25 protein-coding genes are annotated in these 25032 nt (G+C 66.3%); 12 read left to right on the forward strand and 13 right to left on the reverse strand.

Going from position 1 to position 25032, the window contains the following annotated elements; all coding sequences use genetic code 11:
- The first annotated feature begins 120 nt into the window (after positions 1–120).
- On the forward strand, positions 121–339 hold the full coding sequence (locus tag ACSQ3O_RS14735; RefSeq protein ID WP_436139434.1) for a hypothetical protein: 219 nt from the start codon (positions 121–123) through the stop codon (positions 337–339).
- Between the two features lie 137 nt (positions 340–476).
- Here the strand turns inward: ACSQ3O_RS14735 and ACSQ3O_RS14740 are convergent, their stop codons facing one another.
- From ACSQ3O_RS14740 to ACSQ3O_RS14765, 6 genes are all read right to left on the reverse strand, one after another.
- The gene (locus ACSQ3O_RS14740) at positions 477–1013 is read right to left on the reverse strand and encodes a disulfide bond formation protein B (protein ID WP_171012357.1); all 537 of its coding nucleotides are present in this window, start codon (positions 1011–1013) and stop codon (positions 477–479) included.
- 56 nt (positions 1014–1069) lie between these two features.
- A complete protein-coding gene (locus tag ACSQ3O_RS14745) occupies positions 1070–2194 on the reverse strand; it encodes a sulfate/molybdate ABC transporter ATP-binding protein (RefSeq protein ID WP_298457246.1) in 1125 nt (374 codons plus the stop codon).
- 12 nt (positions 2195–2206) lie between these two features.
- On the reverse strand, positions 2207–3109 hold the full coding sequence (cysW, locus tag ACSQ3O_RS14750; protein ID WP_436139435.1) for a sulfate ABC transporter permease subunit CysW: 903 nt from the start codon (positions 3107–3109) through the stop codon (positions 2207–2209).
- Positions 3106–3975: a sulfate ABC transporter permease subunit CysT gene (gene cysT / locus ACSQ3O_RS14755; protein ID WP_436139436.1), complete on the reverse strand. Its 870-nt coding sequence runs from the start codon at positions 3973–3975 to the stop codon at positions 3106–3108. Before cysT ends, cysW begins: the two co-directional genes overlap by 4 nt.
- Before the next feature lie 37 nt (positions 3976–4012).
- Positions 4013–5017: a sulfate ABC transporter substrate-binding protein gene (locus ACSQ3O_RS14760; RefSeq protein ID WP_436139437.1), complete on the reverse strand. Its 1005-nt coding sequence runs from the start codon at positions 5015–5017 to the stop codon at positions 4013–4015.
- A 209-nt stretch (positions 5018–5226) separates the two neighbouring features.
- Positions 5227–5811 (reverse strand): RBBP9/YdeN family alpha/beta hydrolase, encoded by a 585-nt coding sequence (locus ACSQ3O_RS14765; protein WP_436139438.1) that lies wholly within the window; start codon positions 5809–5811, stop codon positions 5227–5229.
- A 202-nt stretch (positions 5812–6013) separates the two neighbouring features.
- Between ACSQ3O_RS14765 and ACSQ3O_RS14770 the strand changes: the two genes are divergently transcribed.
- The 3 genes from ACSQ3O_RS14770 (at position 6014) to ACSQ3O_RS14780 (ending at position 8638) form a co-directional block, all read left to right on the forward strand.
- On the forward strand, positions 6014–6922 hold the full coding sequence (locus tag ACSQ3O_RS14770; protein WP_436139439.1) for a hypothetical protein: 909 nt from the start codon (positions 6014–6016) through the stop codon (positions 6920–6922).
- Positions 6923–7019: 97 nt separating this feature from the next.
- Complete coding sequence (locus ACSQ3O_RS14775; protein ID WP_436141130.1) at positions 7020–7559, forward strand: sigma-70 family RNA polymerase sigma factor; 540 nt, start codon at positions 7020–7022, stop codon at positions 7557–7559.
- Positions 7556–8638, forward strand: a complete 1083-nt coding sequence (locus ACSQ3O_RS14780) for an ankyrin repeat domain-containing protein (protein ID WP_436139440.1) — start codon at positions 7556–7558, stop codon at positions 8636–8638. Before ACSQ3O_RS14775 ends, ACSQ3O_RS14780 begins: the two co-directional genes overlap by 4 nt.
- A 32-nt stretch (positions 8639–8670) precedes the next feature.
- On the opposite strand, the gene ACSQ3O_RS14785 is transcribed toward ACSQ3O_RS14780, so the two are convergent.
- Both ACSQ3O_RS14785 and ACSQ3O_RS14790 read right to left on the reverse strand, forming a co-directional pair.
- Positions 8671–9540, reverse strand: a complete 870-nt coding sequence (locus tag ACSQ3O_RS14785) for an HDOD domain-containing protein (protein WP_436139441.1) — start codon at positions 9538–9540, stop codon at positions 8671–8673.
- Positions 9541–9740: 200 nt separating this feature from the next.
- Positions 9741–10688 (reverse strand): LysR family transcriptional regulator, encoded by a 948-nt coding sequence (locus ACSQ3O_RS14790; protein WP_436141131.1) that lies wholly within the window; start codon positions 10686–10688, stop codon positions 9741–9743.
- Between the two features lie 132 nt (positions 10689–10820).
- Between ACSQ3O_RS14790 and ACSQ3O_RS14795 the strand changes: the two genes are divergently transcribed.
- Positions 10821–11465, forward strand: coding sequence for an FMN-dependent NADH-azoreductase (locus ACSQ3O_RS14795; protein WP_137748926.1), 645 nt, complete (start codon positions 10821–10823; stop codon positions 11463–11465).
- Positions 11466–11599: 134 nt separating this feature from the next.
- Here ACSQ3O_RS14795 and ACSQ3O_RS14800 read toward each other — a convergent pair whose 3' ends face one another.
- From ACSQ3O_RS14800 to ACSQ3O_RS14810, 3 genes are all read right to left on the reverse strand, one after another.
- Positions 11600–13930, reverse strand: coding sequence for a putative bifunctional diguanylate cyclase/phosphodiesterase (locus ACSQ3O_RS14800; RefSeq protein ID WP_436139442.1), 2331 nt, complete (start codon positions 13928–13930; stop codon positions 11600–11602).
- Between the two features lie 490 nt (positions 13931–14420).
- The gene (locus tag ACSQ3O_RS14805) at positions 14421–15224 is read right to left on the reverse strand and encodes a MetQ/NlpA family ABC transporter substrate-binding protein (RefSeq protein WP_015014367.1); all 804 of its coding nucleotides are present in this window, start codon (positions 15222–15224) and stop codon (positions 14421–14423) included.
- 119 nt (positions 15225–15343) lie between these two features.
- Positions 15344–16432, reverse strand: a complete 1089-nt coding sequence (locus ACSQ3O_RS14810; protein ID WP_436139443.1) for a DUF6817 domain-containing protein — start codon at positions 16430–16432, stop codon at positions 15344–15346.
- A 310-nt stretch (positions 16433–16742) separates the two neighbouring features.
- Between ACSQ3O_RS14810 and ACSQ3O_RS14815 the strand changes: the two genes are divergently transcribed.
- The 7 genes from ACSQ3O_RS14815 (at position 16743) to ACSQ3O_RS14845 (ending at position 23288) form a co-directional block, all read left to right on the forward strand.
- The gene (locus ACSQ3O_RS14815) at positions 16743–17420 is read left to right on the forward strand and encodes a helix-turn-helix domain-containing protein (protein WP_436139444.1); all 678 of its coding nucleotides are present in this window, start codon (positions 16743–16745) and stop codon (positions 17418–17420) included.
- On the forward strand, positions 17417–17977 hold the full coding sequence (locus ACSQ3O_RS14820) for a GNAT family N-acetyltransferase (protein WP_436139445.1): 561 nt from the start codon (positions 17417–17419) through the stop codon (positions 17975–17977). Before ACSQ3O_RS14815 ends, ACSQ3O_RS14820 begins: the two co-directional genes overlap by 4 nt.
- Positions 17978–18240: 263 nt before the next feature.
- A complete protein-coding gene (locus ACSQ3O_RS14825; protein ID WP_436139446.1) occupies positions 18241–18861 on the forward strand; it encodes a hypothetical protein in 621 nt (206 codons plus the stop codon).
- 382 nt (positions 18862–19243) lie between these two features.
- Entirely contained in the window at positions 19244–19903 is a 660-nt protein-coding gene (locus ACSQ3O_RS14830; RefSeq protein ID WP_436139447.1) for a response regulator, read from the forward strand.
- Complete coding sequence (locus ACSQ3O_RS14835) at positions 19900–21252, forward strand: sensor histidine kinase (RefSeq protein ID WP_436139448.1); 1353 nt, start codon at positions 19900–19902, stop codon at positions 21250–21252. Before ACSQ3O_RS14830 ends, ACSQ3O_RS14835 begins: the two co-directional genes overlap by 4 nt.
- A gap of 120 nt (positions 21253–21372) precedes the next feature.
- The gene (locus ACSQ3O_RS14840; protein ID WP_436139449.1) at positions 21373–22566 is read left to right on the forward strand and encodes a serine hydrolase domain-containing protein; all 1194 of its coding nucleotides are present in this window, start codon (positions 21373–21375) and stop codon (positions 22564–22566) included.
- Between the two features lie 11 nt (positions 22567–22577).
- Positions 22578–23288 carry a YkgJ family cysteine cluster protein gene (locus ACSQ3O_RS14845; RefSeq protein ID WP_436139450.1) on the forward strand — a complete coding sequence of 237 codons (711 nt, stop codon included), beginning with the start codon at positions 22578–22580 and terminating at the stop codon, positions 23286–23288.
- Positions 23289–23351: 63 nt separating this feature from the next.
- Here ACSQ3O_RS14845 and ACSQ3O_RS14850 read toward each other — a convergent pair whose 3' ends face one another.
- The gene (locus ACSQ3O_RS14850) at positions 23352–23930 is read right to left on the reverse strand and encodes a DUF1566 domain-containing protein (RefSeq protein WP_249368274.1); all 579 of its coding nucleotides are present in this window, start codon (positions 23928–23930) and stop codon (positions 23352–23354) included.
- A 100-nt stretch (positions 23931–24030) separates the two neighbouring features.
- A complete protein-coding gene (locus tag ACSQ3O_RS14855) occupies positions 24031–25005 on the reverse strand; it encodes a LysR substrate-binding domain-containing protein (RefSeq protein WP_436139451.1) in 975 nt (324 codons plus the stop codon).
- Between the last annotated feature and the right edge of the window lie 27 nt (positions 25006–25032).

Consider the following 25032-nt stretch of genomic DNA (forward strand, 5'->3'; position numbering starts at 1 on the left):
ACCCCGCGCACCACACCGTCTAAAGTGGCCGGAGCGCGCCCTATTTCGGCAATCCGCCATCGGCCCCTCCCGGGCTTTGCGGATGCACAGCCACACCCCACAACCCTGGATTTGCCAAAGATGAAGATCATCGACGAGATGCTGAACCTGGACCTGCTCACCCACGAGCAACACACTCAAATCAGCGCATGGATCGCCCGCTCCTCGACCCCTGACGAGATCCTGCAAATGCCAGCGCCCCTGTGGCAGGCCGTGGAACGCGCCAGCCAGACCATGGGCATCGACGAGGACCTTCTGCGTCCGCCCTCCCTGGACGCTGGTGGCGCTCTTTTTGTTTGACCGCCCCATCCGCCCGTACAGACGCTCGGGGAGGTGGGCATCTCTTGATCAAGGCGGCACAGGACTCACAACCTGTCCCACAACGAAAAAGGCGCTCTGAAGAGCGCCTTTTTAAAGGGTCCGTTGCATCACGGGCATCAGGCCATCGAGTATCCCGAGCCGCCCTGGCGCCCGCCCCGGAGGCCACGCACCAGCAAGGCCAGCAGCACCACGGCAAACCCCACAAAACAGACAAACGACCAGTTGGCAATCGAGCCACCCAGGAAGGTCCAGTCAATCGCAGCGCAGTCGCCGGAGCCCCGGAAGATCATGGGGATGGCGCGGCTGATGGGGTAGTTTTCGATCATGCCGTAGAAGTCGCGGCCACAGGTGGCGACCTCGGGCGGATACCACTGCAGCCAGCTCTGGCGGGCCGCCACAAAGGCGCCGAAGCCCGAGGCAATGAGCGCCATCACACCCCAGCCCATCCACCAACCTTTTGAGCCTCTAGCGCTTGCCAGGCCTGTGAAGATTGCTACACCAATGAGAGCATAGCGCTGCACGATGCACATGGGGCAAGGCTCCAGGCCCACCACATGCTGCAGGTACATGCCAAAGGCCAGCATGGCCACACAGGCCACGCTGATCAGGGCCAGCACGCGGCGCGGGGCCTGATCGATCCAGTTCAACAACATCTTTGTTATCCCTCAAAGCCGCGCGACACCTGGCGCGGCATCCCGAGGGAGGCTGCTCAGATACCTGCGGCGTGATCCAAGAACACTCGGGCGCGGCGTGGTGTGACCACCAGCGTTTCGCCCTCTTTGAAACCCATTTCCTTGAACTGCTGCGCAGGGATCTGCGCTTCGATCAGGGACTCTGGGGACGCATTGTCCGCTGGTTTGTGGTCATCGGTCGGAATAAGTTCCAGCCGCGCAATCGGCCCCACCACAATGGCGCGGCTCAGCTGGGCCACGATGCCCCGGGGACGGCCTTCGGCGTCCAGGCCTGCGCCGGGGGAGTAGCGCTCCACATCCAGGTCGTGCGGACGCACATAGGCAAAGGCCTTGGCGTTCTGCGCGGCCTGGTGCTCGGGCGAGTCGATCTGCATGCCCTCCAGGTGCACCAGGCCTTCATGGGCGCGGCCATGGAACAGATTCACATCACCCAAAAAGCCATACACAAACGGGCTGGCGGGCTGGTCCCACACCTGCTGGGGCGAGCCGCTTTGCTCGATCTTGCCCTGGTTGATCACCACCACGCGGTCGGCCACTTCGAGGGCTTCTTCCTGGTCGTGGGTCACGAAAATGCTGGTCACATGCAACTCGTCGTGCAGGCGGCGCAGCCAGCGGCGCAGTTCCTTGCGCACTTTGGCATCCAGCGCGCCGAAGGGTTCGTCCAGCAGCAGCACCTTGGGCTCCACTGCCAGGGCGCGGGCCAGTGCAATGCGCTGGCGCTGGCCGCCCGACAGTTGCGAGGGGTAGCGCTCTGCCAGCCAGTCGAGCTGCACCAGCTTGAGCAGGTCCATCACCTTCTTCTTGATCTGCGCCTCGCTCGGACGCTCGCTGCGGGGCTTGACGCGCAGGCCAAAGGCCACGTTTTCAAACACCGTCATGTGACGGAACAGCGCGTAGTGCTGGAACACGAAGCCCACGTTGCGCTCGCGCACATGCACGTCGGTGGTGTCTTCGCCGCTGAAGTGGATGGTGCCCACATCGGCTGTCTCCAGGCCAGCGATGATGCGCAACAGCGTGGTCTTGCCGCAGCCCGAGGGGCCCAGCAGCGCGATGAGTTCGCCCGAGGCAATGTCCAGGCTCACATCGCGCAGCGCCTGAAAGTCGCCAAACTGCTTGCTGACGTTACGGATTTCAATGCTCATGTTCTGTTTCCTTCACACGCCAGCGGGCGCGGGGCGCTCGGGCGGCAATTCAGCGGCAGCCTTCAAGGCCTGCTCGTTGCGGTGTTCGGCTATGGTCTTGATGACCAGCGTGACCAATGCCAGCAGGGCCAGCAGCGATGCAGCAGCAAATGCGGCCACCGACTGGTATTCGTTGTAGAGAATCTCCACGTGCAGCGGAATGGTGTTGGTCTGGCCCCGGATGTGACCCGACACGACCGACACCGCGCCAAACTCGCCCATGGCCCGTGCGTTGCACAAGATCACGCCATACAGCAAACCCCACTTGATGTTGGGCAAGGTCACGTACCAGAAGGTCTGCCAGCCGCTCGCGCCCAGCACGATGGCAGCCTGTTCCTCGTCGTTGCCCTGGGCCTGCATCAGCGGAATCAGCTCTCGGGCGATGAAGGGGAACGTGACGAACACGGTGGCCAGCACAATGCCCGGCACGGCAAAGATGATCTTGATGTCATGTTCGGCAAGCCACGGGCCAAACCAGCCCTGCGCGCCAAACATCAGCACATAGATCAAACCGGCCACCACGGGCGAGACGGAAAACGGCAGGTCCACCAGCGTGGTCAAAAACGCCTTGCCCTTGAACTCGTATTTGGCAATGCACCAGGCCGCCGCCACGCCAAACACCAGGTTCAGCGGCACGGCAATCAGCGCGGTAATCAGCGTGAGCTTGATGGCCGACCAGGCATCGGGCTCGCGCAGGCCTTCCAGGTACGCACCAAAGCCCTTGCGCAGCGCCTCGGCAAACACAGCGGCCAACGGCAGCACGAGGAACAGCAGCATGAAAGCCAGTGCCAGCGTGATCAGCGTGTAGCGCACCCATGGCGCCTCGGTGGTGCCGGCCTGGGCGCGGCGAACAGTTCGAGAGTTGGCGCCGCTCATGCTGGGGCCCCCGCGTGGCGGCGCTGCCAGGCTTGCAGCGCGTTGATGATGAGCAGCAGGATGAAGGAGATGACCAGCATCACCACGGCCACGGCCGTAGCGCCTGCGTAGTCGTACTGCTCCAGCTTGCCGATGATGATGAGCGGCGTGATCTCCGACACCATGGGCATGTTGCCCGCGATGAAGATGACCGAGCCGTATTCACCCACGGCCCGCGCAAACGCCATGGCAAAGCCGGTGAGCAGTGCGGGCGTGATGGAGGGCAGGATGACCTTGGTGAAGGTCTGCAGGCGTGTGGCGCCCAGGCAGGTGGCGGCTTCTTCCAGCTCCTTCTCGGCGTCTTCCAGCACCGGTTGCACGGTGCGTACCACAAACGGCAGGCCGATGAAGATCAGCGCAATCACGATGCCTGCAGGCTTGAACGCGAGCTGGATGCCCATGGGCTCCAGAATGCTGCCCACCCAGCCATTGCCCGCGAGCAAAGCCGTGAGCGAGATGCCTGCCACGGCCGTGGGCAGCGCAAACGGCAGGTCCACCAGCGCATCCACGATCTTCTTGCCCGGAAACTTGTAGCGCACCAGCACCCAGGCGATCAGCAGGCCAAACACCAGGTTGACCAGCGCCGCGATGAACGACGCGCCAAAGGTCAGCCGGTACGACGCCATCACGCGCGGTGCACTGATGGCGGCCCAGAACTGGTCCCAGGTCAGGGTGAAGGTCTTGAAGATCAGTGCCGACAGCGGGATCAGCACGATGATGCTCAAGTAGAAAAGGGTGTAGCCCAGTGACAGCCCGAAGCCGGGCAGCACGCGCTTGGGCGCGCGCCGTCCGGCCGGGGCTGCGGCCACAGCGGTCGCAGTGGTCATAGATGCAGTGGTGTGACGGGGGAAGCGCCGGGCCTACTTACTTGGCGCCGGGTGTGTAGAGCTTGTCGAACTGGCCACCGTCATTGAAGTGCACCTTCTGCGCTTCGGTCAGCGAGCCAAAGTACTTGGCCACGGTGAACTGCTTGAGCGGCTTGAAGGTGTCGGCATACTTCTTGAGCACGGTTTCAGAGCGGGGACGGATGGCGTGCTTGGCGGCGATTTCCTGCGCTTCCTCGGAGTACAGGTAGTCCAGGTAGGCCTTGGCCAGTTGCGCAGTGCCCTTCTTGGCCACGGTGCGCTCCACCACGGCCACGGGGTTTTCGGCCACCACGCTCACCGAGGGGTAGATCGCATCGACCTTGCCCGCGCCGAACTCGCGGTCGATGGAGACCACTTCGGATTCGAAGGTGATCAGCACATCGCCCTGGTTGCGCTGCAGGAAGGTGGCGGTGGCGTCGCGCCCGCCCTTGGCCAGGATGGGCACGTTCTTGTAGAGCTTGCCCACGAACTCGGCGGCCTGGGCTTCAGTGCCGCCCTTTTCGCGCACGGCGCCCCAAGCGGCCAGGTAGGCATAACGGCCGTTGCCGCCGGTCTTGGGGTTGACCACAATCACCTGCACGCCGGGCTTGATCAGATCATCCCAGTCCTTGATGTTCTTGGGATTGCCGTTGCGCACCAGGAACAGCATGGTGGAGGTGGTGGGCGATGCGTCGTGCGGGAATTTCTTGGCCCAGTCCTTGGCCACCACGCCGCTGTCGGCCAGAAACTGCACGTCGGTCGTCGTGTTCATGGTCACCACGTCGGCGGCCAGGCCGTCGTTCACGGCGCGCGCCTGGGCGCTGGAGCCGGCGTGCGACTGGTCGATCTTGACCTCCTGGCCGGTGGTCTTCTTGTAATGGGCGGCGAAGGCAGCGTTGTAGTCCTTGTAGAACTCGCGAGCCACGTCATACGACACGTTGAGCAGCGAGTTCTGCGCGGCAGCCATGCCGCTCGCGGCCAGGGCCAGGGAGGCCAGGAGGGTCTTGAGTTTCAGAGAAGTCATGGTGGTGTCGCCCAAAAAATTGCTGGAGATGCCGGATTGTGCGGAGGCGCTCTTAAAACTCAAAAGAATATATTCTTGTTAAATAATCAGCTATTGGCATATGGATTGTTCATGGGCTGCCTGAGGCAGATAGCCGCTGCCATCCATGCATCAAAAATAGCCTTCACCGCGCTATCAGCATGGATTTATAGCTACCAAAATAGTAGCAACTACATCACAGCCGGATGGGAATGGGCTGGGGTGGCTGCCAGGGGATGCGCAGCAGGCCCACCCTCCAGCGACTGCAATAGCGCCCAGCCCAGCGGCCATTCGCCGTGGCCCGAATCGACGTTGATATGCCCCGCGTTCTGCATGCGCACAAACTCGCTGCCCCAGGCCCGGGCATAGGCGCCCGCCAGGCGGATAGGGCAAAACGGGTCATTGCTGCTCGCCACCACGATGCTGCGGTAAGGCAGCGCGGCGTAGGGCACGGGGGCAAAGTCGCTCAGGATGGCGCGGCGCTCCGGGTCGGCCGGGGCCACCAGCAGCGCGCCGCAGACCTTGGCCGCAGCCTCGGGCCCCATGTGGGTGGTGGCAATGCAGCCCAGGCTGTGCGCCACGATCACCACGGGCTGGGGCGCAGCCAGCACCGTCTTTTCCAACTGGCTCACCCAGGCCGAACGCGTGGGCGTGATCCAGTCATCCTGCACCACACGGCCCGCGTTGGGCAGGCGCTCAGCCCACAGGCTCTGCCAGTGGCCGGGGCCCGAGTCGCGCCAGCCGGGGACGATGATGATGGAGGTGGTAGAGGTCACAGGGCTGGCATTCTGCGAGCCTCTCTTTAAAACCCAAACGACTTAATTCTTGTTATTTAATCGCCAAATCATCTAACCACCGCTCATTTCGTCGTTTTCGGGGCTCCAGCCCACTGTGGGCCCCTTTTTTTCGCCTGGTTTAACCCCGTTCCATCGCCCCGTTCGTTTCACCCAGCACCACCACTTTTTTGATGGAGCTGCCATGAAACCCCGTTCGCTCACCCTGCCCGCCCTCGCTGCCCTGACCGCACTGCTGGGCCTGGCCCACCTTCCTGCCCAGGCCATTGGCCGCCTGGCCGATGTCACCATCGTGGACCGCGACACCGGCGCCACGCTGCCGGTGCACTACGCCCGGGGCGAATACTGGGTGGCCGGGCGGCCTGGGGCGCGGTATGCCATCACGGTGCGCAACCGGCTGGGCGAACGGGTGCTGGCCGTGCCTTCGGTGGACGGTGTGAATGTGCTCAGCGGCGAAACCGCCGCATGGGACCAGCGCGGCTATGTGTTCTCGCCCTACGAGCGCTACCAGATCACCGGCTGGCGCAAGAGCGACAGCCAGGTGGCGGCCTTCGAGTTTTCCCACATTGCCAACTCGTATGCCGCCCGCACGGGCCGCCCGGCACATGTGGGCGTGATTGGCGTGGCCCTGTTCCGCGAACAGCCACCGGTGCCCCAACCGGCCCCGGCAATCACCCCCGAGCCCTACAGCCAGCGCCGCGACAACGGCCTGGGCCTCGGGCGCCTGCGGGAGGAGCCCGCATCGCCCGCAGCCGCTGGGGCTGCCGGTGCTCCAGCTGCCCCAGCCCCATCGGCCGAGGCCGAATCCTCTGCCCGCTCGCAGTCTGCCGACAGTGTGGCCAAGGCCGCCCCCATGCCATCGGCCAAGCTGGGCACGGCGCATGGCCAGCGCGAGACATCGGTCGTCACCCACACCAGCTTCACGCGCTTGCAGGAGCAACCCAATGAAATCATCAGCATCCGCTACGACAGCCGCGAGAACCTGATCGCCAGCGGCGTGATCCGCGAGCCCATCGCCCGGCCCTACGTGCCCCCGGTGCCCCGCGCGTTTCCGCAGTCGGACAACCTGTCGTACGTACCCGACCCACGGTAGGCCGGGACCGGCCCGTGAGCGCATGGGGGTTTCGCATAATGCCCGGGTGCCCACCGCCCCACCCTCTGACGATGTCCACGACGCCGACGAAGCGCTGATGTTGCGCTACGCCAAGGGCGACATGGCCGCTTTCGACCGGCTGTACGCCCGGCATGAACTGGCCGTGTGGCGGTTTGTGTTTCGCAGCGTCAAGGTGCAGGCGGTGGCCGACGACTTGCTGCAGGACGTGTGGTTTGCAGTGGCACGCCATGCCAGCCGCTACGAGGTGAAAGCCAAGTTCCGCACCTGGCTGTTCACGCTGGCGCACCACCGCCTGGTGGACCACCTGCGCACCGCCAAACACCACACCAGTCTGGACGCGAGCGACGACGATGCGCGCACGCTGGCCGACACACTGGTGGCCGACTCGGGCTTCGGGCCTGTGCGGCAATTGCAGTCGCGCGAGCAGGCGGCCGCGCTGATTGCGGCGGTGGAGCAGTTGCCGCTGGAGCAGCGCGAGGCCTTTTTGCTGCAGGCCGAAGGCGACCTGAGCGTGCAGGAGATTGCCGAGGCCACCGGCGTGAATTTTGAAACCGCCAAGAGCCGCCTGCGCTACGCACGGGGCAGCCTGCGCCAGCACCTCAAGGAGTTTGTATGACCCGGCAGGACGACGAACTGGTCCGGCGCTACCACGAAGCCAGTGAACAGGAAGGCGCCCGCCCCGGCACACACGTGCGCGATGCCGTGCGTGCGCATGCCCAGATGCTGGCCAACGCAGCGGCGGCAGGCCCGGCCCCCCAGGCTGCGGCCCCTGCCGCCAACCAGGCGCGCTGGAAGATTTCGGCCCTGGCCACGGTGGCCGTCGTGGGGCTGACCGGCTTGCTGATGCTGCAATTTGAACGCGGCACGCCAGAAGAGCGGGACACCGCGTTCAGCCACCGCCGGGCCGAGGCACCGGCGCCAGCCTCCCCTGTGCCCTTGGCCACACCAGCGGCCCAGCCACCGACAGAGCCCCCACCAGCGTCGCCTCCTGCCCCCGAAAGTGCCCAGAAAAGCGCGCGGAGCAGCACCGGTCCATCAGCCGACGCCGTGGCCCCCAAGCCCGCCACGGCACCTGCGCCCTCGCCTGCGCAGCCACCGGCACCCGCACAAGCTGCGGCCAGGGCTGCGCCCGCGTCGCCTTCTGTCACCGAACCGGAAACCCAGTCAGCACCCCGCGCAGCCGGGGCCCCATTCGGGTTCCCGGCGTCGCCCTCCACGGCTGCAGCCCCCAGTGCCGAAAGGCGCGAGCGCCCGGCAGCAGCCGCAGCACCAGTACTGCAAGAGGCAGCCCCGGCCCCCCCCACGACCCCCATGGCTCCTGGGGCCGCCGCCCCGGCAGCCCGCAGCCCGCTGGCCGATCCATTGGCCCCTGACCACAACACAGCAGCAGCCCCCGCCATGCAAAAGAGGCTCGGCGCTGCTGTGCCCCGCAGCGTGTGGGATGCGGCCCGCGCAGGACACACCCAGCAGGTGGAAGCCCTTGTGCAACAGGGCACGCCGGTGGACGCCCGCGACCCAGAAGGAAAAACCGCCTTGATGCTGGCGGCCTTGAACGGCCACACCGCCACCGTACAGAAGCTGCTGGCCCTGGGCGCCAAGCCCGCCCTGGTGGACCGCGAGGGCCAGAACGCGGCGCAGCAGGCAGCCCAGCGGGGGCACACGCGCCTGGCCGAACTGCTGGACGCTGCGCGCTGAAAGAGTTCTAGCGCATCAGCCGCGCACCGAGATCAAAACCGCACCGCCTCAAACGCCGGGTGCAACTCGTCGATCCAGTGGTCCAGCTCGTCCTGCGTCACATGCAGGTGGTCCATGCAGGCCTCGCCATGCAGCAGCCACTCGCGCGTGGGCGCCAGGCCGTCGTGCTGGTTGACCAGAAACTCGGCCAGCAAGCCCAGCGCCACCAGGTGGCGCACCGTGGGGTCAAACTGCTCGTCGTTCAGGCACGCAAAGTCGTGGTGCAGCCAGATGGCCTGGGCCACGTTGCCCGGCAGGTGCCAGGTGCGCGCCACGATGGCGCCCATCACGGCGTGGTCGGTGCGGTGGCTGGCGTTTTCGGTCTGGGTGAAGGTGCGGTCCTTGCGAGCCAGCGCTTCGGTCACGGTGCTGGCGTAGCCGCGCACGGCCTTCACCAGCACAGGCATGCCCACGTGGCAGAACAGGCCAAAGCTGTAGCCCAGCCCGGGGTCAAAGCTGTAGAGCTGGTGGCCGATGTGTTCGCAGGCAATGGCGCGGCGCTGCGAGCTTTCCCAGAAGTGGTCGAGCAGCGGCGAGCGCACCTGCAGCGCGTTGCGCGTGATGAAGGCCGACATCAGCTCCACCGCCGGGCGCAGCCCCAGCACCGTGAGCGCCATGCCCACCGTCTGCACCGGCTGGGCCAGGCCATACAGCGGGCTGTTGGCCAGCCGCATGACGGCGGCTGCAAGGGCCACGTCGGAGGCGGCCAGTTGCTCCAGGGCCGCTGCGTCCAGCTCGGGCTCGGCCAGGATCTGCTGCAGGCGCAGCAGCGACTCGGGGCATGGCGGGATCACGATGGCGCGCACGGCGGGGTGCACGCGGGCCTGCCGGATGTCTTGGTCGATGGGGTGAGAAGCGGTCACAAGGGCCCAGTTCCGGGCCGTTCCGCGCCGCGCGACACCCTGGTGCGCCCAGGTGCGCGGTGGTGCAAGAAAGCGGCCCACACAGTTGCAATTCGTTGCATTGTGGGGCCAAAAATGCGTGCTGCGGGCGCCGTCCCACGGGGGCACGCGGTCTTTGTGGCGGCCGCTTGCCAAACCCGTGCAAGGCCGCTCTGGGTGCCCTAGATGTCTGCGCCGTCCAGCCCTTGCAGCGCCTGGCGCGTGCGCAGGCTGCTGCGCCCCGGCATGGCCTCGCCCAGAAAATCCAGAAACCGCCGCACCGCAGGCGACAGCCCCCGGCGCGACGGAAACACCGCGTGCACGATGGCGGGCGCGGGTGCCCAGTCGGGCAGCACACGCACCAGCTTGCGCTCGCGCATTTCGTCCTGGCACATGTAGTCGGGCATCCAGCACACGCCCGTGCCCGCCACGGCGGCGAACTTGAGCGTGAGCAGATCGTCGGCCACGTAACGCGGCGTGTGCTGCACCACCTGGTGCACGCCGCCGGGGCCGATCAGGTTCCAGGTGGAGCGGCCGTCGGGGGCCGACATGGCGATGCTGTCGAGCCGGGCCAGGTCGTCCAGCGTCTGGGGCGTGCCCTGGCGGATCAGCAGCTCGGGGCTGGCCACCAGGATCTGCGTGGTGTGGTCCAGGCGCTTGACCACCATGCTGCCGCTGTCGTCCACCGAGGGACGCACGCGCAGCGCCACGTCGATGCCCTCTTCCACCAGGTTCACCGCGCGGTTGCTCACCAGCATGTCGATGCGCACCTCGGGGTACTGGGCGAGAAACCGGGGCATCAGCTCGGCCACCACGGTCTGCGCCAGCGTTACCGGGCAGCTCACGCGGATGGTGCCGCGCGGCGTGGTCTGCACCTGGGCCACGGTGTCGGCCGCCGCCTGGGCCGATTCGCGCATGGCCTGGCAATGGCGCAAATAGGCTTCGCCCACCTCAGTCAGCGAGAGCTTGCGGGTGGTGCGCTGCAGCAGGCGAACGCCCAGCTGCGCTTCGAGGTCAGACACCCGGCGCGACAGCCGCGATTTGGGAATGCCAAGCGCGCGGCCCGCAGCGGCAAAGCCGCCGCGCTCCACCACTTCGGCGAAATACAGCATGTCGTTGAGGTCTTGCATGGGCTTCATCGTCCTATGGATAGAACAATCTATCGCAAGTTCCGCGCCTTATCAACAGTTCGGTGAACAACCACAATTCATCCCATGGCCACACGCTGTGGCTCCGATCCACAGAACCCCAGGAGTTCCCTCATGCAACTGCTTCACATCGACTCTGCCATCACCGGCGAACAATCCGTGTCCCGCCAACTGACTGCCCGCACCGTGGCTGCGTGGCAAGCTGCCCACCCCGGCACCACCGTGCAGTACCTGGACCTGGCCCAGCAGGCGCCTTCGCACCTGTCGGCACAGTCGCTGGGTTTTCGCACCGGCCAGGCCGCTGCCACTGAGGCAGAGCGCGCTGAAAACGCGCTGTCCGAAGCGCTGGTGAGCCAGTTCCTGGCCTCCGATGTGATCGTGATCGGCGCACCGCTGTACAACTTCTCCATCCCCAGCCAGCTCAAGGCCTGGATCGACCGCCTGGCGCAAGCGGGCCGCACCTTCAAGTACACCGACAAGGGCCCCGTGGGCCTGGCCGGTGGCAAGACAGTGATCGTGGCCTCTACCCGGGGCGGCGTGTATTCGACCAGCGAAGGCGGCCAGGCCATGGAGCACCAGGAGAGCTACCTGAAGGTGGTGTTCGGCTTCTTCGGCATCACCGACGTGCGCTTTGTGCGCGCCGAAGGCGTGGCCATGGGCCCGGACGCCAAGGCTGCTGCCCTGGCCTCGGCGGACGTGGAGATCAGCAGCCACACCAGCGTGGCCGCCAACCAGGCGCGTGTGTCGCAGGTGGCATAACCCGCAGGCTGCTTCAGCAGCAGCAGCAGCGGCTGCCTTGCGCTCCCCCACACCCGGCCACGCGCCGGGTGCTGCGGTTTGGAGGGCACGATTCAAAGAAAAAATCGGCCCTCCCGCGCGTCCATCATGCCTCGCTAGCTATCATTTTTGACAATCTGCACCAACGGACCACCTGCCACCGGCTGCAGCCAGTGCCGCGCCAACTCCCCGGGCGCCAGCGCAGGCGCAAACAGCCAGCCCTGAAACCGCTGGCAGCCCATCTTGACCAGGAGCTGCCACTGCTCCTCGGTCTCCACCCCTTCGGCCACCACCTCCAGGCCCAGCGCGCGGGCCAGGGCGTTGACGGTGGCACAGATCTCGCGGTCATTCGGGTCCACCACGATGTCGCGCACAAACTCTTTGTCGATCTTCAGCTCGCTCACCGGCAGGCGCTTGAGCTTGACGAGCGACGAGTGGCCGGTGCCAAAGTCGTCGATGGACAGCACAAACCCGGCGTTTCTCAGGTCCAGCGCCATGGCGTACAGCGACTCGTCCAGCAGCTGCGATTCGGTGATCTCCAGCACCAGGCAGGCGGGCGCCACCCCGGTGCGCTGCGCGATGTCCAGCAAGGCCTGCGCAAACCCCGGCTCGCGCAGCTGGATGGTGGAGACATTGACCGACACCACCGGCACCTGCCACCCCTCGGCGCGCCACTGCGCCACCTGGCGGCAGGCGGTCTCGAACACCCACAGCCCCATGGCCACGATGAGCCCGCTCTCCTCGGCCAGGGGAATGAACTCGTCGGGCGGCACCGGCCTGCCATCCACCGACCAGCGCAGCAGCGCCTCGGCCCCCACCGTCTGGCGCAGGTGATTGAGCTGCGGCTGGTACACCAGCGTGAACTCGCCGCCCTGCAGCGCGCCATGCAGGCGGCGGCGCAGCTCCAGCCGGCTGCGCGTGGCCTGGGTGAATTCCTCGATGTAGAAGCGGTACGAGCCCCGCCCCGCGCTTTTGGTGGCGTGCAGGGCCGAATGCGCGTGCCGCACCAGCTCCACGCTGTCGCCCGAGTCGTCGGGGAACAGGCTGATGCCAATGCTCGCGCCCATGTACTGCGCGCCCACCTCCGACAAACCCCAGGGCCGCGCCAGCCCCTCCAGCAGGGTGGTGGCCAGCTGCGCCAGCACCGTGCGCGACGCGGGGCGCTGCAGCATCACCGTGAACTGGTCATTGGCCAGCCGCGACACCAGCCCCCGCCCTTCCAGCAGCAGGTGGATGCGATGCGCCACCTCGCTCAGTAGCGCATCGCCCACGCGGTGGCCGTAGGTTTCGTTCACGCTTTTGAAGTGGTCCAGGTCAATCAGCAGCAGCGCCACGCAGTGGTCGGGTGCCTGTGTGTACCGCCCAGCCTCGGCCACGGCGCGCTCCAGCGCATCCTCAAAATAACGGCGGTTGGGCAGCCCGGTGAGGGCGTCGAAATGCGCGACGTGGTAGAGCCGCTCTTCGTTGCGCAGCACCGCTGCCTCAGCCGTGCGCAGGCGGTTGAGCAGGCCCACCACAATCGCCTGGCGCAGCGCCGCCAGCAGCAGCACCAGCAGGCAGCACACCAGGATGAGCGCCTGCACGCCCGCCCGCCCCTCGGGCGTGATGATGAAAAGCCGCACCAGCGTGACGCCCGCCAGCCCCATCGCCACCAGGGGCACATAGTTCATGGCCTGGTCGCAGCGGCGACGGTAGTCCGCGTCGTCCGACACCTCAAACCGCAGCCTGCGCGCGCCCCAGCCCAGCGCCAGCGCAGCCAGGCTGAAGCTGGCGTTGAACACCATGCCCGGCAACACATCGCCGCGCAGCAGCATCAGGTTCCACTGCATCCAGCTCAGGCCATAGCCCAGCATGCCCGCCAGCACCAGCAGGTGGGCCCGCGTGACCCGCACACCCACCGTGGGCATGGCCAGCGCCGTCACACCCGCCGCCGTCAGGTACACCGCCGGGTACAGCAGCAGCACCGTGGCAGTAGCCAATGGCTGCGCCTGCCCCGAGGGCAGGTAGATCACCAGGGTAAAAGCCAGCAGCGCCAGCACCGCGCCGCCAAAGTCCAGCGCTGCGGGATAGGCGCGGTCCTTGGAAAGCCGCGCAAACGTGGCGCGGATCACCGTGGCCGCCCACAGCGGCCCCACGCTCAGGAAGAACAGGTCAGCAGGCGCCGGGAAGGGGTTCCAGTCCAGTGCCACCTGCAGGTTCCACACCAGCTGCCCGGCCAGCACCAGCACCGTGCCCACCCACAGCCCCGTGTGCAGCAAGCGCTGTGCGGGCGGCACCTGCGCCCGCCCCCGCCAGGCCCAGAAGGCCGACAGGCCAAACGCCAGCGTCCAGGAGGCGTTGTCCAAAAACAGCCGCGTCGGCGCATCCGGCACCCAGAGCGATGCGGCGAACAACAGCAAGGCTGCGCCCAGCCAGACCGCTGTGAGGGCTCGTTCGGCGAAGGGCATGGGTGAGGAAGGGGGCGGGTGTTACCGGGCGTTACCCTTCCATTGTGGAGGCAAGCGCAGCCGCGCAGTTCTCCCAGAGAAGCGCTGGGGTACTGCGGCGGCTCAAAAGCTACAAATTTGATAGCTATCAGCGCATACTGGACAGGCGCAAGGGCCTTTTTTAATCCATATTTTCGTGCGCTATGCACAGTATGGCCACGGCCCATCCGGTTGTGGGTTGGAGCGTGGGGCATACAGGTGAGGTGGTGGCTAGGAGCCCCCTCTCCCCGGCCCTCTCCCGCGAGGGGAGAGGGAGCGAGGAGAAATCGCGCGCGGCGACTACAAAGCAATGCAATGCATGGCATGAATGCATCACCCAGGGCAGGTCAGTCGATCCACCCCGGCCCACGCCCCCTCTCCCCTCGCGGGAGAGGGTTGGGGAGAGGGGGCGCACAGGCAAAACCATTGCCCCAAGCCCACCCTTCCTTGCAGGGCAGTCAGACCCTCAGCCTCAGAACCCTGGCAGCACTGAGCCCTTGAACTCGGTCTGGATGAACTTCTTGATTTCTTCGGAGTGGTAAGCCTTCACCAGCTTGGCCACCCAGGGCTTGTCCTTGTCGGCTTCGCGCACGGCGATCAGGTTGACGTAGGGGCTCTTGGCGTTTTCTTGTGCAATCGCGTCCTTGCCGGGGTTCAGGCCTGCCGACAGCGCAAAGTTGGTGTTGATGGCCGAGGCGTCCAGGTCGTCCAGCGAACGGGGCAACTGGGCCGCGTCGAGTTCGACGAACTTGAGCTTCTTGGGGTTGCTCACCACGTCCAGCGGCGTGGCCTTGAGGCCCGCGCCATCACGCAGCTTGATCAGGCCCTTGTCCTGCAGCACCAGCAGCACGCGGCCGCCGTTGGTGGGGTCGTTGGGGATGCCGAACTTGGCGCCTTCCTTCAGGTCTTCCAGCTTCTTGACCTTCTTGGAATACAGGCCGATGGGGAAGTTGACGGTGTAGCCCACCGACACCAGCTTGTAGCCACGGTCGGCCACTTGCGCATCGAGGTAGGGCTTGTGCTGGTAGCTGTTGGCGTCCAGGTCGCCAGCGGCCAGCGCAGCGTTGGGCTGCACGTAGTCGCTGAACTCGACGATCTGGATCTTGAGGCCGTCCTTCTCGGCGACCTTCTTCACCTGCTCAAAAATCTGCGCGTGGGGGCCGCCGGTCACGCCCACCTTGATGGGCTTGTCCTGGGCCATGGCGCCCGACGAGAAAGTGGCAGCGGCAGCCAAGGCCAGGGCGGATTGCAGGAGAAGGCGCTTGTTGTTGTTCACAGGGAAAACCTTTCGTTGAGAGATGGCTCGCATCCTAGGGTTTTCCCGATAAAACGGGAACAACTAAGTTTTCATTTCATTACAACCCAATCGCATAACAAGCACTCAACGCTCCTTCTTCAGCCCCGCAGTGCTACGTTGTTCAGCTTGTCCAGCCGCTCGGGCCAGGTGCCCTCCACTGTCGCGCCCTGCAGCAGGATGCGCGTCCAGGCCACCCAGGCGTCCCACTGCACGCGCTTGTCCCACGCATTGCCCCAAGCACTGAACAGGTGCAGCGCGCTTTCAGCGGCAGCCTTGGCGTCGTCCTTGCGGCCCGCGGACAGATACAGCTGCGCCAGCACCATCTGCGGTTCGCCCACCCAGGGGTTGTGGCGCACGGCGCTTTCCAGCACGCCAGTGGCCACGTCCAGGTCCACCAGGGGCTGGTCTTGCTGGATGACCGACCAATACAGCGACGTGGCCGCCGCCTCGTTGGCGGCCGACAGGTACTGCGAGCAGTGCGCAAACACGGGCGGCATGGGCAGCACGTCCTTCAGCCCCGGGTGCTGCAGCGCCTTCGCCAGGCCATTGATCTGGTGCACCATGCGCCCCGACGGCCGCATGGGCCCGGGCCAGAGCGATGCGGCCCAGTGCGCCTTCTGGCTGCGGTGCTGCACCTCGGGGAAGCGCGAAAAGATGTCGTCCTGCCAGCTGAACCACTGCTCAATGGTGTCGGCCATGCTCACGATGATGAAGGCCGCCACCTCGTAGGGCGTGAGCACATGGTCCTGCCCGTCCTTTTGCAGCACCAGGCTGCCGTCGGCCTCCAGCGCATGGGCCAGCACCTTCTGCACAAACTGCGTGCGCGACTGGGTGCAGAACAGGTAGACCAGGTGCTCGGCCGACTCGCCCGCGATCTCGCGCACCCGGGCGCGCTCCTTGGCGGGGTCGAACTTCACCAGGTCCACAAACGCATTGCCATACACGCTGTGCAGAAGGCCCAGCAGGCGCACATCGCGCGGCTGCTGCCACACCGTCAGCGTGCGCGTCACGCCCACCAGGTGGTGGCGGAAGGTGCCCGCCTTGTGCCAGTCTTGCCCAACGTTGCGCGCCAGCACCGTGGGCAGCACGGGCGCCAGCTCGGGATCGCGGGTCAGCCACTCGTCGTCCAGCAGCGGCAAGGCGCGGGCAAACAGGTCAGCGTCCAGGGGGTGAAGCGGCAGGGTCATGGTGGGTTGTCTCCGGTGTTCTCGTGCGATCCGCCATATCGGGCGGCCTGAAGGGATCGGCGGGTGGGTGAAGAAAAATGCAAAGTACACACAGTATCAGCATCGCCCAGGGCCCGCGCCAGCGGGCACACCCTGTGGGTTACAAGGAAAAATGGGCCTCACCGCGCGACTGTATTGCCCAACAAGCTATCAAAAATATAGTAAACACCCACAACGTAGCGCACAACGGCGCACCGTATCGCGCCAAAGCGCTCTGGTTGATTTAGGCAATTTCCAGTTTTATGGATTTTATTTCCAATAAACTGCCGCCATGGACATCCACCACCACATCGCCCAGCGCCTGCGCGAACTGCGCGGCGCCCGGGGCTACTCGCTCGACGCCCTGGCCGAACGCAGCGGCGTGAGCCGTTCCAACATCTCGCTCATCGAGCGTGGCGAAAGCAGCCCCACGGCGGCCGTGCTCGACAAGCTCGCCATCGGCCTGGGCGTGGCGCTGGCCTCGTTTTTTGACGACAGCGCGGATGGTGGTGAAGGCCATGAAAGTGCCGCAGCCCCCTCCCCCCACATCCGCGCCGCCGACCAGCCCCAATGGCAAGACCCCGCCTCGGGCTACGTGCGCCGCCGCCTATCGCCCCCTGCGCCCTCGCCGCTGCAGCTGGTGGAAGTCGTCTTCCCCCCCGGCCAGCGCGTGGCCCTGGACTCGGCAGTGCCCGGCGCCGACATCCACCAGCAGGTTTGGCTGCTGGAAGGCCGCATGGAGCTGACCGTGGGCGACACCCTCTGGCCGCTGGCTGCAGGCGACTGCCTGGCCATGCAGCTCAACCAGCCCATCGTGTTCCACAACCCCGGCACCGTGCCCGCGCGCTACCTGGTTGCGCTGGCCAAGGTCACGCCCTTTGCACCGCTCGCGCCACTACTCGGCCTGCGCAGCCAACCCCCAGTGCGCGTGGCCGCCCCCACCCCACCCACCGCCCGGAGAAAACCATGACCGCCGCCGCCCGCCACGCACCAGCCCAGCCCCCATCCGCAACCACCATCCGCCGCCTGGGCCCCAATGAGGCCGCCGCCAGCGTGGGCGCGCTGGCCGATGTGCTGATCGACTGTGTGCACGGCGGCGCCTCGGTCAGCTTCATGGCGCCCCTGCCGCGCGACAAGGCCCTGGCCTTCTGGCGCAACGTGGCCGACGGCGTGGCGCGCAACGAACGCGTGCTGCTGGTGGCCGAAGACGCCAGCGGCGCCATCGTGGGTACCGTGCAGCTCATCACCGCCATGCCCGACAACCAGCCCCACCGCGCCGACGTCGCCAAGATGCTGGTCCACCGCCGCGCCCGCCGCCAGGGCATCGCCCAACAGCTCATGGCCGCCGTGGACGACGCCGCGCGTGCCGAGCGCAAAACCGTGCTGGTGCTCGACACCGTCACCGGCGGCGACGCCGAGCGGCTGTATGAACGCGCAGGCTGGCAGCGCGTGGGCGTGGTGCCGGACTACGCGCTGATGCCGGATGGGGCGTTGTGCGGGACGACGTTTTTTTGCAAGAGGGTGTGAGGAGGCTGCGCGGGGCGCGTTGATGCGCGGCGGGTCAGCAGCTTGCCAATTGCCCGCTTGGCGCACAGATTTAGCAGGTTCGCGGGCTATAGTCCGCTCATCGCAAGCCTGCCAAGTTTTTCAGATTTTTTACCTGAATTTTCACACCGCGCAGCGACTGCAAACCCAGGCATGCAAGCCATGGCCAGGGGAAATCAGTGTCCAGAATGTCCCGCACGACCTAATTTATCCCGCAGGTTTTGCAATCTAAATTACGTTAGGCCATGTTCTACTTCCTTATCTTCATTGCCCTACTCATACCGATTGCAGTAGTGGGCGTGCTGGTATTTGCGTACAAAAAACTTTCGGCCAAGCATTTTTTGATATTGATCGCACTAATTGCGGGAGCTCCATATCTCACCTACAAGTTGTATGAGCGAGCATTCATGCTCGAAGTGATACCAGATGCTTTTGGCGTCACTTCAATTTCATACAGCAAAGAAGAGTCCTGGGGATTCGGGCCTGGCGGCAATGAAGCCGGCATTCTTGTTTTTCCACTCCCTGAGAGCGTTTCGCATCGTATAAAAGACCATGGCATGGATTTCTTCAGGAACATGCCATCGAACGAAGATCAACAGAATCGAAGCTGGCGGGGCCAATACAGCGACTGGGAGGAAACTCCAATTAAGCCTGAACGGAATTGGGGGGAGAGCAAGACCGTTGGCAACCTCGATATTTACGACTACATATGTGCCTACGGTTTTTGTATCGAAATCGAGCCATCCATTGTTGAAGAGGCAAACTCCGTTATTAACAGTCCTGGAAGTTTTTATGCTTACGGACGAATCGGCATGATCGTTGTAAGCCCCCAAAAAAACTTGGTGATGTATTTTTACAATGGATAGCAGGACCCCTAACCCTTCGGGCAAGCGAGACGCTCCGCCGGAAAGCCAGATCCGCGCCCCTTACCTAGAACGTTGATACCGCCCCCCTGAAGCCGCCACCACAAAATCCAAAACCGTCTTGACCCACCACGACGTCCGGTGCCTCTGCACATGAACCGAACGAATATCCGCGTCCGAGCCGTTCTACCGCACCAATAGCAGCCCCATCCAACCCGACCGCAGACATTCCCGCACCCCCCACTCAGCGTGCCGCGACTCCCAATACCTCCCAAAGCCCTCATCAGGCCCATGAAAAAATCCGCCCCCTTCGCCGCTCCTCCATGCAGCTCACATTCAGCCACGTCGATGTCCTGGTCCTGAATCTGGAGGAGGCCTGAGCCCCATGCACATCCTGCTGATCGAAGACGACCTGGACCTGGGGGCTTCGCTGGTGCGGGCGCTGCAGCAGGACGGGTTTACCGTGCAATGGCTGCGCCGCGCCCACGATGCGCCCTTGCAGTTGGACGATCCGGGCTGCAGCGCCGTGCTGCTGGACCTGGGCCTGCCCGATGGCAGCGGCATGGAGCTGCTGCGCCGCTGGCGCCGTGCCCAGGCAGCCGCGCCAGTGCTGGTGATCACGGCACGCAGCGCGCTGCAAGACCGCCTGGGTGGCCTGGACGCAGGGGCAGACGACTACCTGGTCAAGCCCTTTGACATCCCCGAGCTGCTGGCCCGGCTGCGCGCTGTGCTGCGCCGCACGGCCGCGCAGTCGGGCGAGCAGTGGCAGTTTGGGGCCCTGAGCGTGTGGCCCCGCAAGTGCCAGGCCCAGCTGGGTGGGCAGCCGCTGGAGCTGACGCCGCGCGAGTTCCAGCTGCTGCTGGCGCTGGCCCAGGGCGGTGGCGATGTGGTGCCCAAGCGCACGCTGGCCCAGCGCCTGGAGCCCCTCGGCGACCCGATGGATACGGCAGCACTGCAGGTGCACATCAGCAACCTGCGGCGCAAGATTGGTGTGGAGCGCGTGGGCACGCTGCGGGGCGTGGGCTACTGGCTGGAGTCGGTGTGAAGAAAACCCTGGGCCGTCGGCTGGTGGCGGCGTTGCTGCTGGCGTTTGCGCTGATCAGCGTGCTGGTGATCGCGGTGAACTACTGGACTGCCCGCAACCAGCTTGCCGAGCAATCCAACGCGGCGCAACTGGCGGCCCTGCTCATCACCGGGCTGGACGCGCTGGACGATGCCGATGCGGCCACCGCCGTGCTGCAAGGGCTCACGGCAGAACTCAACCGGCTGCGGCGCGAGGCCGGGCAGCTGGGCGGCCAGGTCACGGTGCGGCTCAGTCGGCGCGATGGCGGCTTGGTCTATGAAAGCAGCCCGGCACTGCAGGGCCAGGTGGTGCCTGCCGGTCTCACCCGCCTGGACCTGGGCGGCCAGCCCCATGCGGCCTACCACGCCGAAGGCCAGCACTGGAGCCTGCTGGTGCTGGAGCCTTTGCCCACCGATGCCGAGCTGCTGCAATGGCTGCTGGGCCAGGTGGGCATCTCGCTGCTGATCGCCCTGCCCGTGCTCCTGCTCACGCTGTGGCTGGCGGTGCGTAGCGGCTTGCAGCCCCTGCGCCAGTTCTCGCAGCGCATCGAGGCGCTGGACACACGGCGCGACCTGCAGCCGCTGGGTGCGGACCTGCGCTACGCCGAGCTGCAACCGCTGGGCCGCGCGTTCGATGCACTGCTGGCGCGCCTGCGCGAGCACCTGGCGCTGGAGCGCGCTTTTGTGCACGACGCTGCCCACGGGCTGCGCACGCCGTTGGCGGCGCTCTCAGCACAGGCGCATGTGCTGCTTGGCAGCCCCGACGAAGCCAGCCGCGCCGCAGCCGCCCAGACGCTGCAGCAAGGCCTGCAACGCACGGCCCACCTGGGCCAGCAGCTGCTGGACCTGTCGGCGCTCGACCCCACGCGCAGCGGCGATGCGCAAGACGTTGATGTGTGCAAGCTGGCGGCGGGCGTGCTGCGGGACGCCCATGCCGATGCAAAGCGCCGCAATGTCACCCTCGCCCTGGAAGGCCCGGAGTTGCTGGCCTGGCATGGCGAGCCGCTGCCGCTGCAGTCCATCCTGCAGAACCTGGTGGACAACGCACTGCGCTACGGCGCCACGCGGGTGGAGCTGTCGATAGAGCAGCACCAGAGCGGCATCCGAATGGCGGTGCGCGACAACGGGCCGGGCATTGCCCCGGCGCTGCGCGCACAGGTGTTCGAGCGCTTCTGGCGTGGCACGGGCCACGACGAACCCGGCACCGGACTGGGCCTGGCCATCGTGGCCCAAGCGGCCGAGCGCCTGCATGCGCGCCTTTGGCTGGACGACGGGCTGGACGGGCGGGGCGTGGGTTTTGTACTGGAGCTGGGTGGCGTGCAGCCGGGCTGAGAAGGTGTGAGCTTGGCTGGGAAGGTGCGCAAGGGGCAGCCCCCGCGCGTTTCTTTAGGGAATCTTTAGGGCACCGTTTTCAGAATCGGCGGCTTCTTCTGATTCTGAAAAAGCCCCGGCATGCCCCCCTGCACAACCCCGCACCTCACCCGCCGCCGCGTCCTTGCCTCGGCACTGGCCCTCACACCCCTCACCCTGCTGGGCGCCTGCGGCGGTGCCGAAGGCGATGAACTGCGCGCCCCCCGCCTGCTGCTGGAAAACCAGGCCCTGCGCGAACGCGCCCAGGCCGCAGTGGATGCGGGCCTGGCGGGCGCCGTGTTTGGCAGCCAGCACGACAGCGCCGACAAGCTCTACCTGGGTGCAGCCGGGCAAGCCCGCCTGAAGGGTGACGCCATGACGGGCAACGAATCCTTCCAGCTCGCATCCCTGTCCAAAGCCATGACCGCCGCCCTGGTGGCCCACTGGGTGGAACAAGGCAAGCTGCGCTGGGACAGCCGCCCCACCGACCTGCTGCCCGAAGCCGCCGCCAAGCAGCACCCGGCCTATACCAACGCCACCCTGGCGCAGTTGCTGGACCACCGCAGCGGCCTGCCCACCTTCAACGACCCGGGCGAGGTTGCGCAGATTGCCGACTTTGTGGCCGCCCTGCCCCTGCCCCACCCCGCCACCGATACAGCGCGGCGCCGCGTGCTTTCGGGCTGGCTGCTGTCGCTGACGCCCGTGGTCGGTGCCGGGGAGTTTGCGTACTCCAACGCGGGCTACACCGTGGCCGGGGCCATGCTGGAGGCCGCCACGGGGCAGGACTTTGAGACGCTGATGCGGCAATGGGCCGAGCCACGCGGCCTGCAGCCGCAGTGGCAGCCCCCAGCCAACGCGGCGCAAGGCCATGAGGGCCCCGCCCCGGGCCGGTTGCAGCCCGCCACCGCTTTTGCACCCGAGGTGCAACCCTGGGTGGATGCGGCCAAGCCGTCGGGGGACGTGTGGATGACTCCCGCAGGCTACGGCCGGTGGCTGGCCGAACACCAGCGCGCCTTTCAGGGCCGCAGCCACAGCCTGCCTGCGGCCTATGTGCAGCGGCTGCGCGCCCTGCGCAGCGGCGACTACGCGCTGGGCTGGGAGGGCTCCTGGCTCCACGGCAAGGGGGCCCTGGTGCACAGCGGGGCCAACCAGGGGTTCATGGGCCTGACGGTGCTGGCACAAGACGGGCGCAGTGCCTACTTTGCGCTGACCAACACCTTGAGCGTGGAGCCCGACAGCACCAGCTGGGTGATGGATGCGCTGAACCGGGGGCTGCTGGACCTGCTGAACCGCTGACCTGCGCCACCATGTATCGCCAACAAACACCACCCCCTGCGATCCCCACCCACCGCATGGTCCAGGAGGCCCCCGTCGATGCGGGCGACTTTGCCGACTGGCTGGACCACACCCTGCAAGGGCTGCACAGCGGCACCATGGCCCCGGTGCCCTGTGGCGACTGCCGGGGGTGCTGCGCCTCGGGGTACTTCATCCCCCTGACACCGTCAGACTCCGCCGCCGCCATGGCCATCCCTGCACCACTACTGAGCCCGGCCCCGGGCATGCCACCCGGCTACCAGGTGCTAGGCCGCACCGCCCAGGGCGCCTGCCCCATGCTGGAGCACAACCACTGCAGCATCTACCCAGCAAGGCCCCAGGCCTGCCGCGCCTACGACTGCCGCGTGTTCGCCGCTGCGGGCATGGCCGCAGGCCCCGACAGCTTCTCGCGCATCAATGCACGGGTGCGCGCCTGGCGTTTCTCCTACGGCAGCAGTCACGCACGGGCCGCCCACCAGGCCGTGCAGGCGGCAGCCCGGTTCATGGAGGAGAAGGCATCGGCCTTCCCCGGCGGCCGCGTGCCCCGCAGGCCAGACGAACTGGCCCTGCTGGCCCTCAAGGTGCATGCGGTGTTTCTGCGGGCGGATCTGCCCACCCTGACCGGCACCGCCATCGCGGAGGCCGTCATTGCCTCTAGCCGCGATTTCGATGCCAGAGGCCCCGACGCCCACCCACGGCAATGAGGCCCGCAGCGTGCACCACTCGCCCCCGGTGCCTGCGCGTGACCTGCGGGCGCAGGGTGTTGATCACTGCACAGGCATCGGCCGCACCAACCGCACCGGCAGCCTGCTCGCCCGTGCCGCATCGCCCCGCGCCTCGCCGGTAGACAGGTTCACGGCCCACCCGTTGATCATGGCGGCCTGCCGGGCGCTGTCACCCGCGCGGCCTTGGGCGATGTTGCCGTAGGTGTATTGGTTGACGCTGGGCGCACTCACGTTGCTGGTGGCCGACCAATGCCACTGGCCTGGGGCGGCGGGGAACAGGATGGGGTTCAGGCCGGGGGGCGATAGCGATTTGTCCACCAGCCGCTGCAGCTCGGCCGCGCGGGGAATGCGCCAGCCCACGCCTTCGGCCTTCCAGCGCTCGGTGGCCAGGGCCGTGGCTTCGGCGCGGTCCAGCAGCTGGGGTTTGCCTGTGCAGGTTTTGCCGGTCCATTGCATGCCTTCCACGCAGCGGGGCCAGGCCAGGCCCGCGCGGTGGTCCAGCACATAGGCGCCGTCGGTAGACAGCGACCAGTCTTGCGTTGCGGTGGAATCAGCAGCACGCACAGGCAGGGTAACGAAGGCGCCCACCAGCAAGGCAGAAAGTAGCGGGAGTGGTTTCATAGTCAAAAGCAGGCCAGGGAAAGGCGGTTGAAGACGGCAGGCTCAGCAAGTTGGATAGCGACACCCTAACCACCCCACCGGATCGGCGCCCCCCCGCAGATCAAGAAAGCTGCATTGCGCTTTTATTTGGCTTACCTGGCTTGGCGGGCACGCCAGCCGGTGCACCCGACGCTGCCAGTGCCTCGGCCAGAAACCCCACAAACGCCTGCACGCGGGTGGAGAACTGGTGGCGCTGGGGGTACACCGCATAGATGTCTGCCGCCGGGGTCTGGTAGTGCGGCAGCACGGGCTCCAGCAGGCCCTGGGCCAGGTGGCGGTTCACGTCCCACTCGGCGCGCATCACGATGCCGTGGCCCTGCAGCGCCCACAGCACGGCGATCTCGCCGTCGTTGGTGGTGAGGTTGCCGGTGATCTTGATCGACTCGGTGTGCGCCTTGCTGCCGCGCCCGGTGGTCAGGCGCCACAGGCCATAGGCCTCGTCGCCCTGGCGGATGCCGATGCACTGGTGCTCCATCAGGTCGCGCGGCACGCGGGGCCTGCCGTGGCGGTCGAGGTAAGCCGGGGCGGCGCACAGCACGCGCCGGTTGGGGGCGATGCGGCGGGCAATCACGCGGCCATCGGGCGGCTCGCCAAAACGCACGCACAGGTCATAGGCGTCGTCGGTGATCGGCGGTGGGTGCACCGACAGCTGCAGTTGCACATCCACCTCGGGGTAGCGGCGCACAAAGTCCGAAATCACCGGGGCAATGTGCATGCGGCCAAAGCCCAGCGTGGCGTTCACGCGCAGCAGGCCCTTGGGGCTGGCCTTGGACTGCACGATGAGTTCATCAAGCGCATCGATCTCGCGCAGGATGCGGCGCGCGTGCTCCAGCAGCAGCTCGCCCTCGGGCGTGAGGCTCATGCGGCGCGTGGTGCGGTTGACCAGCACCACGCCCAGCCGCTTTTCCATCTGCGCGAGGTGCTTGCTGACCGCCGCTGTAGAGACACCCATTTCGCGCCCGGCGGCGCTGAGGCTGGGGCTGGCGGCCAGCGCGGAGAAAAAGCCCAGTTCTGTGGGCTGAATGGTGGAACTCATCGAATAGATCTCGCGCAGTCTTTTAAC

The organism is Acidovorax sp. LjRoot74 (assembly GCF_964254355.1).
Taxonomy (GTDB): Bacteria; Pseudomonadota; Gammaproteobacteria; order Burkholderiales; family Burkholderiaceae_C; genus Acidovorax.

What these genes read in the sequence shown, in the direction of transcription:
- ACSQ3O_RS14735 (WP_436139434.1), top strand. Translation starts at nt 121, where the DNA reads ATGAAGATCATCGACGAGATGCTGAACCTGGACCTGCTCACCCACGAG.
- ACSQ3O_RS14740 (WP_171012357.1), bottom strand. Translation starts at nt 1,013, where the DNA reads ATGTTGTTGAACTGGATCGATCAGGCCCCGCGCCGCGTGCTGGCCCTG.
- ACSQ3O_RS14745 (WP_298457246.1), bottom strand. Translation starts at nt 2,194, where the DNA reads ATGAGCATTGAAATCCGTAACGTCAGCAAGCAGTTTGGCGACTTTCAG.
- cysW (WP_436139435.1), bottom strand. Translation starts at nt 3,109, where the DNA reads ATGAGCGGCGCCAACTCTCGAACTGTTCGCCGCGCCCAGGCCGGCACC.
- cysT (WP_436139436.1), bottom strand. Translation starts at nt 3,975, where the DNA reads ATGACCACTGCGACCGCTGTGGCCGCAGCCCCGGCCGGACGGCGCGCG.
- ACSQ3O_RS14760 (WP_436139437.1), bottom strand. Translation starts at nt 5,017, where the DNA reads ATGACTTCTCTGAAACTCAAGACCCTCCTGGCCTCCCTGGCCCTGGCC.
- ACSQ3O_RS14770 (WP_436139439.1), top strand. Translation starts at nt 6,014, where the DNA reads ATGAAACCCCGTTCGCTCACCCTGCCCGCCCTCGCTGCCCTGACCGCA.
- ACSQ3O_RS14775 (WP_436141130.1), top strand. Translation starts at nt 7,020, where the DNA reads ATGTTGCGCTACGCCAAGGGCGACATGGCCGCTTTCGACCGGCTGTAC.
- ACSQ3O_RS14780 (WP_436139440.1), top strand. Translation starts at nt 7,556, where the DNA reads ATGACCCGGCAGGACGACGAACTGGTCCGGCGCTACCACGAAGCCAGT.
- ACSQ3O_RS14790 (WP_436141131.1), bottom strand. Translation starts at nt 10,688, where the DNA reads ATGCAAGACCTCAACGACATGCTGTATTTCGCCGAAGTGGTGGAGCGC.
- ACSQ3O_RS14795 (WP_137748926.1), top strand. Translation starts at nt 10,821, where the DNA reads ATGCAACTGCTTCACATCGACTCTGCCATCACCGGCGAACAATCCGTG.
- ACSQ3O_RS14800 (WP_436139442.1), bottom strand. Translation starts at nt 13,930, where the DNA reads ATGCCCTTCGCCGAACGAGCCCTCACAGCGGTCTGGCTGGGCGCAGCC.
- ACSQ3O_RS14810 (WP_436139443.1), bottom strand. Translation starts at nt 16,432, where the DNA reads ATGACCCTGCCGCTTCACCCCCTGGACGCTGACCTGTTTGCCCGCGCC.
- ACSQ3O_RS14815 (WP_436139444.1), top strand. Translation starts at nt 16,743, where the DNA reads ATGGACATCCACCACCACATCGCCCAGCGCCTGCGCGAACTGCGCGGC.
- ACSQ3O_RS14820 (WP_436139445.1), top strand. Translation starts at nt 17,417, where the DNA reads ATGACCGCCGCCGCCCGCCACGCACCAGCCCAGCCCCCATCCGCAACC.
- ACSQ3O_RS14825 (WP_436139446.1), top strand. Translation starts at nt 18,241, where the DNA reads ATGTTCTACTTCCTTATCTTCATTGCCCTACTCATACCGATTGCAGTA.
- ACSQ3O_RS14830 (WP_436139447.1), top strand. Translation starts at nt 19,244, where the DNA reads ATGCACATCCTGCTGATCGAAGACGACCTGGACCTGGGGGCTTCGCTG.
- ACSQ3O_RS14840 (WP_436139449.1), top strand. Translation starts at nt 21,373, where the DNA reads ATGCCCCCCTGCACAACCCCGCACCTCACCCGCCGCCGCGTCCTTGCC.
- ACSQ3O_RS14845 (WP_436139450.1), top strand. Translation starts at nt 22,578, where the DNA reads ATGTATCGCCAACAAACACCACCCCCTGCGATCCCCACCCACCGCATG.
- ACSQ3O_RS14850 (WP_249368274.1), bottom strand. Translation starts at nt 23,930, where the DNA reads ATGAAACCACTCCCGCTACTTTCTGCCTTGCTGGTGGGCGCCTTCGTT.
- ACSQ3O_RS14855 (WP_436139451.1), bottom strand. Translation starts at nt 25,005, where the DNA reads ATGAGTTCCACCATTCAGCCCACAGAACTGGGCTTTTTCTCCGCGCTG.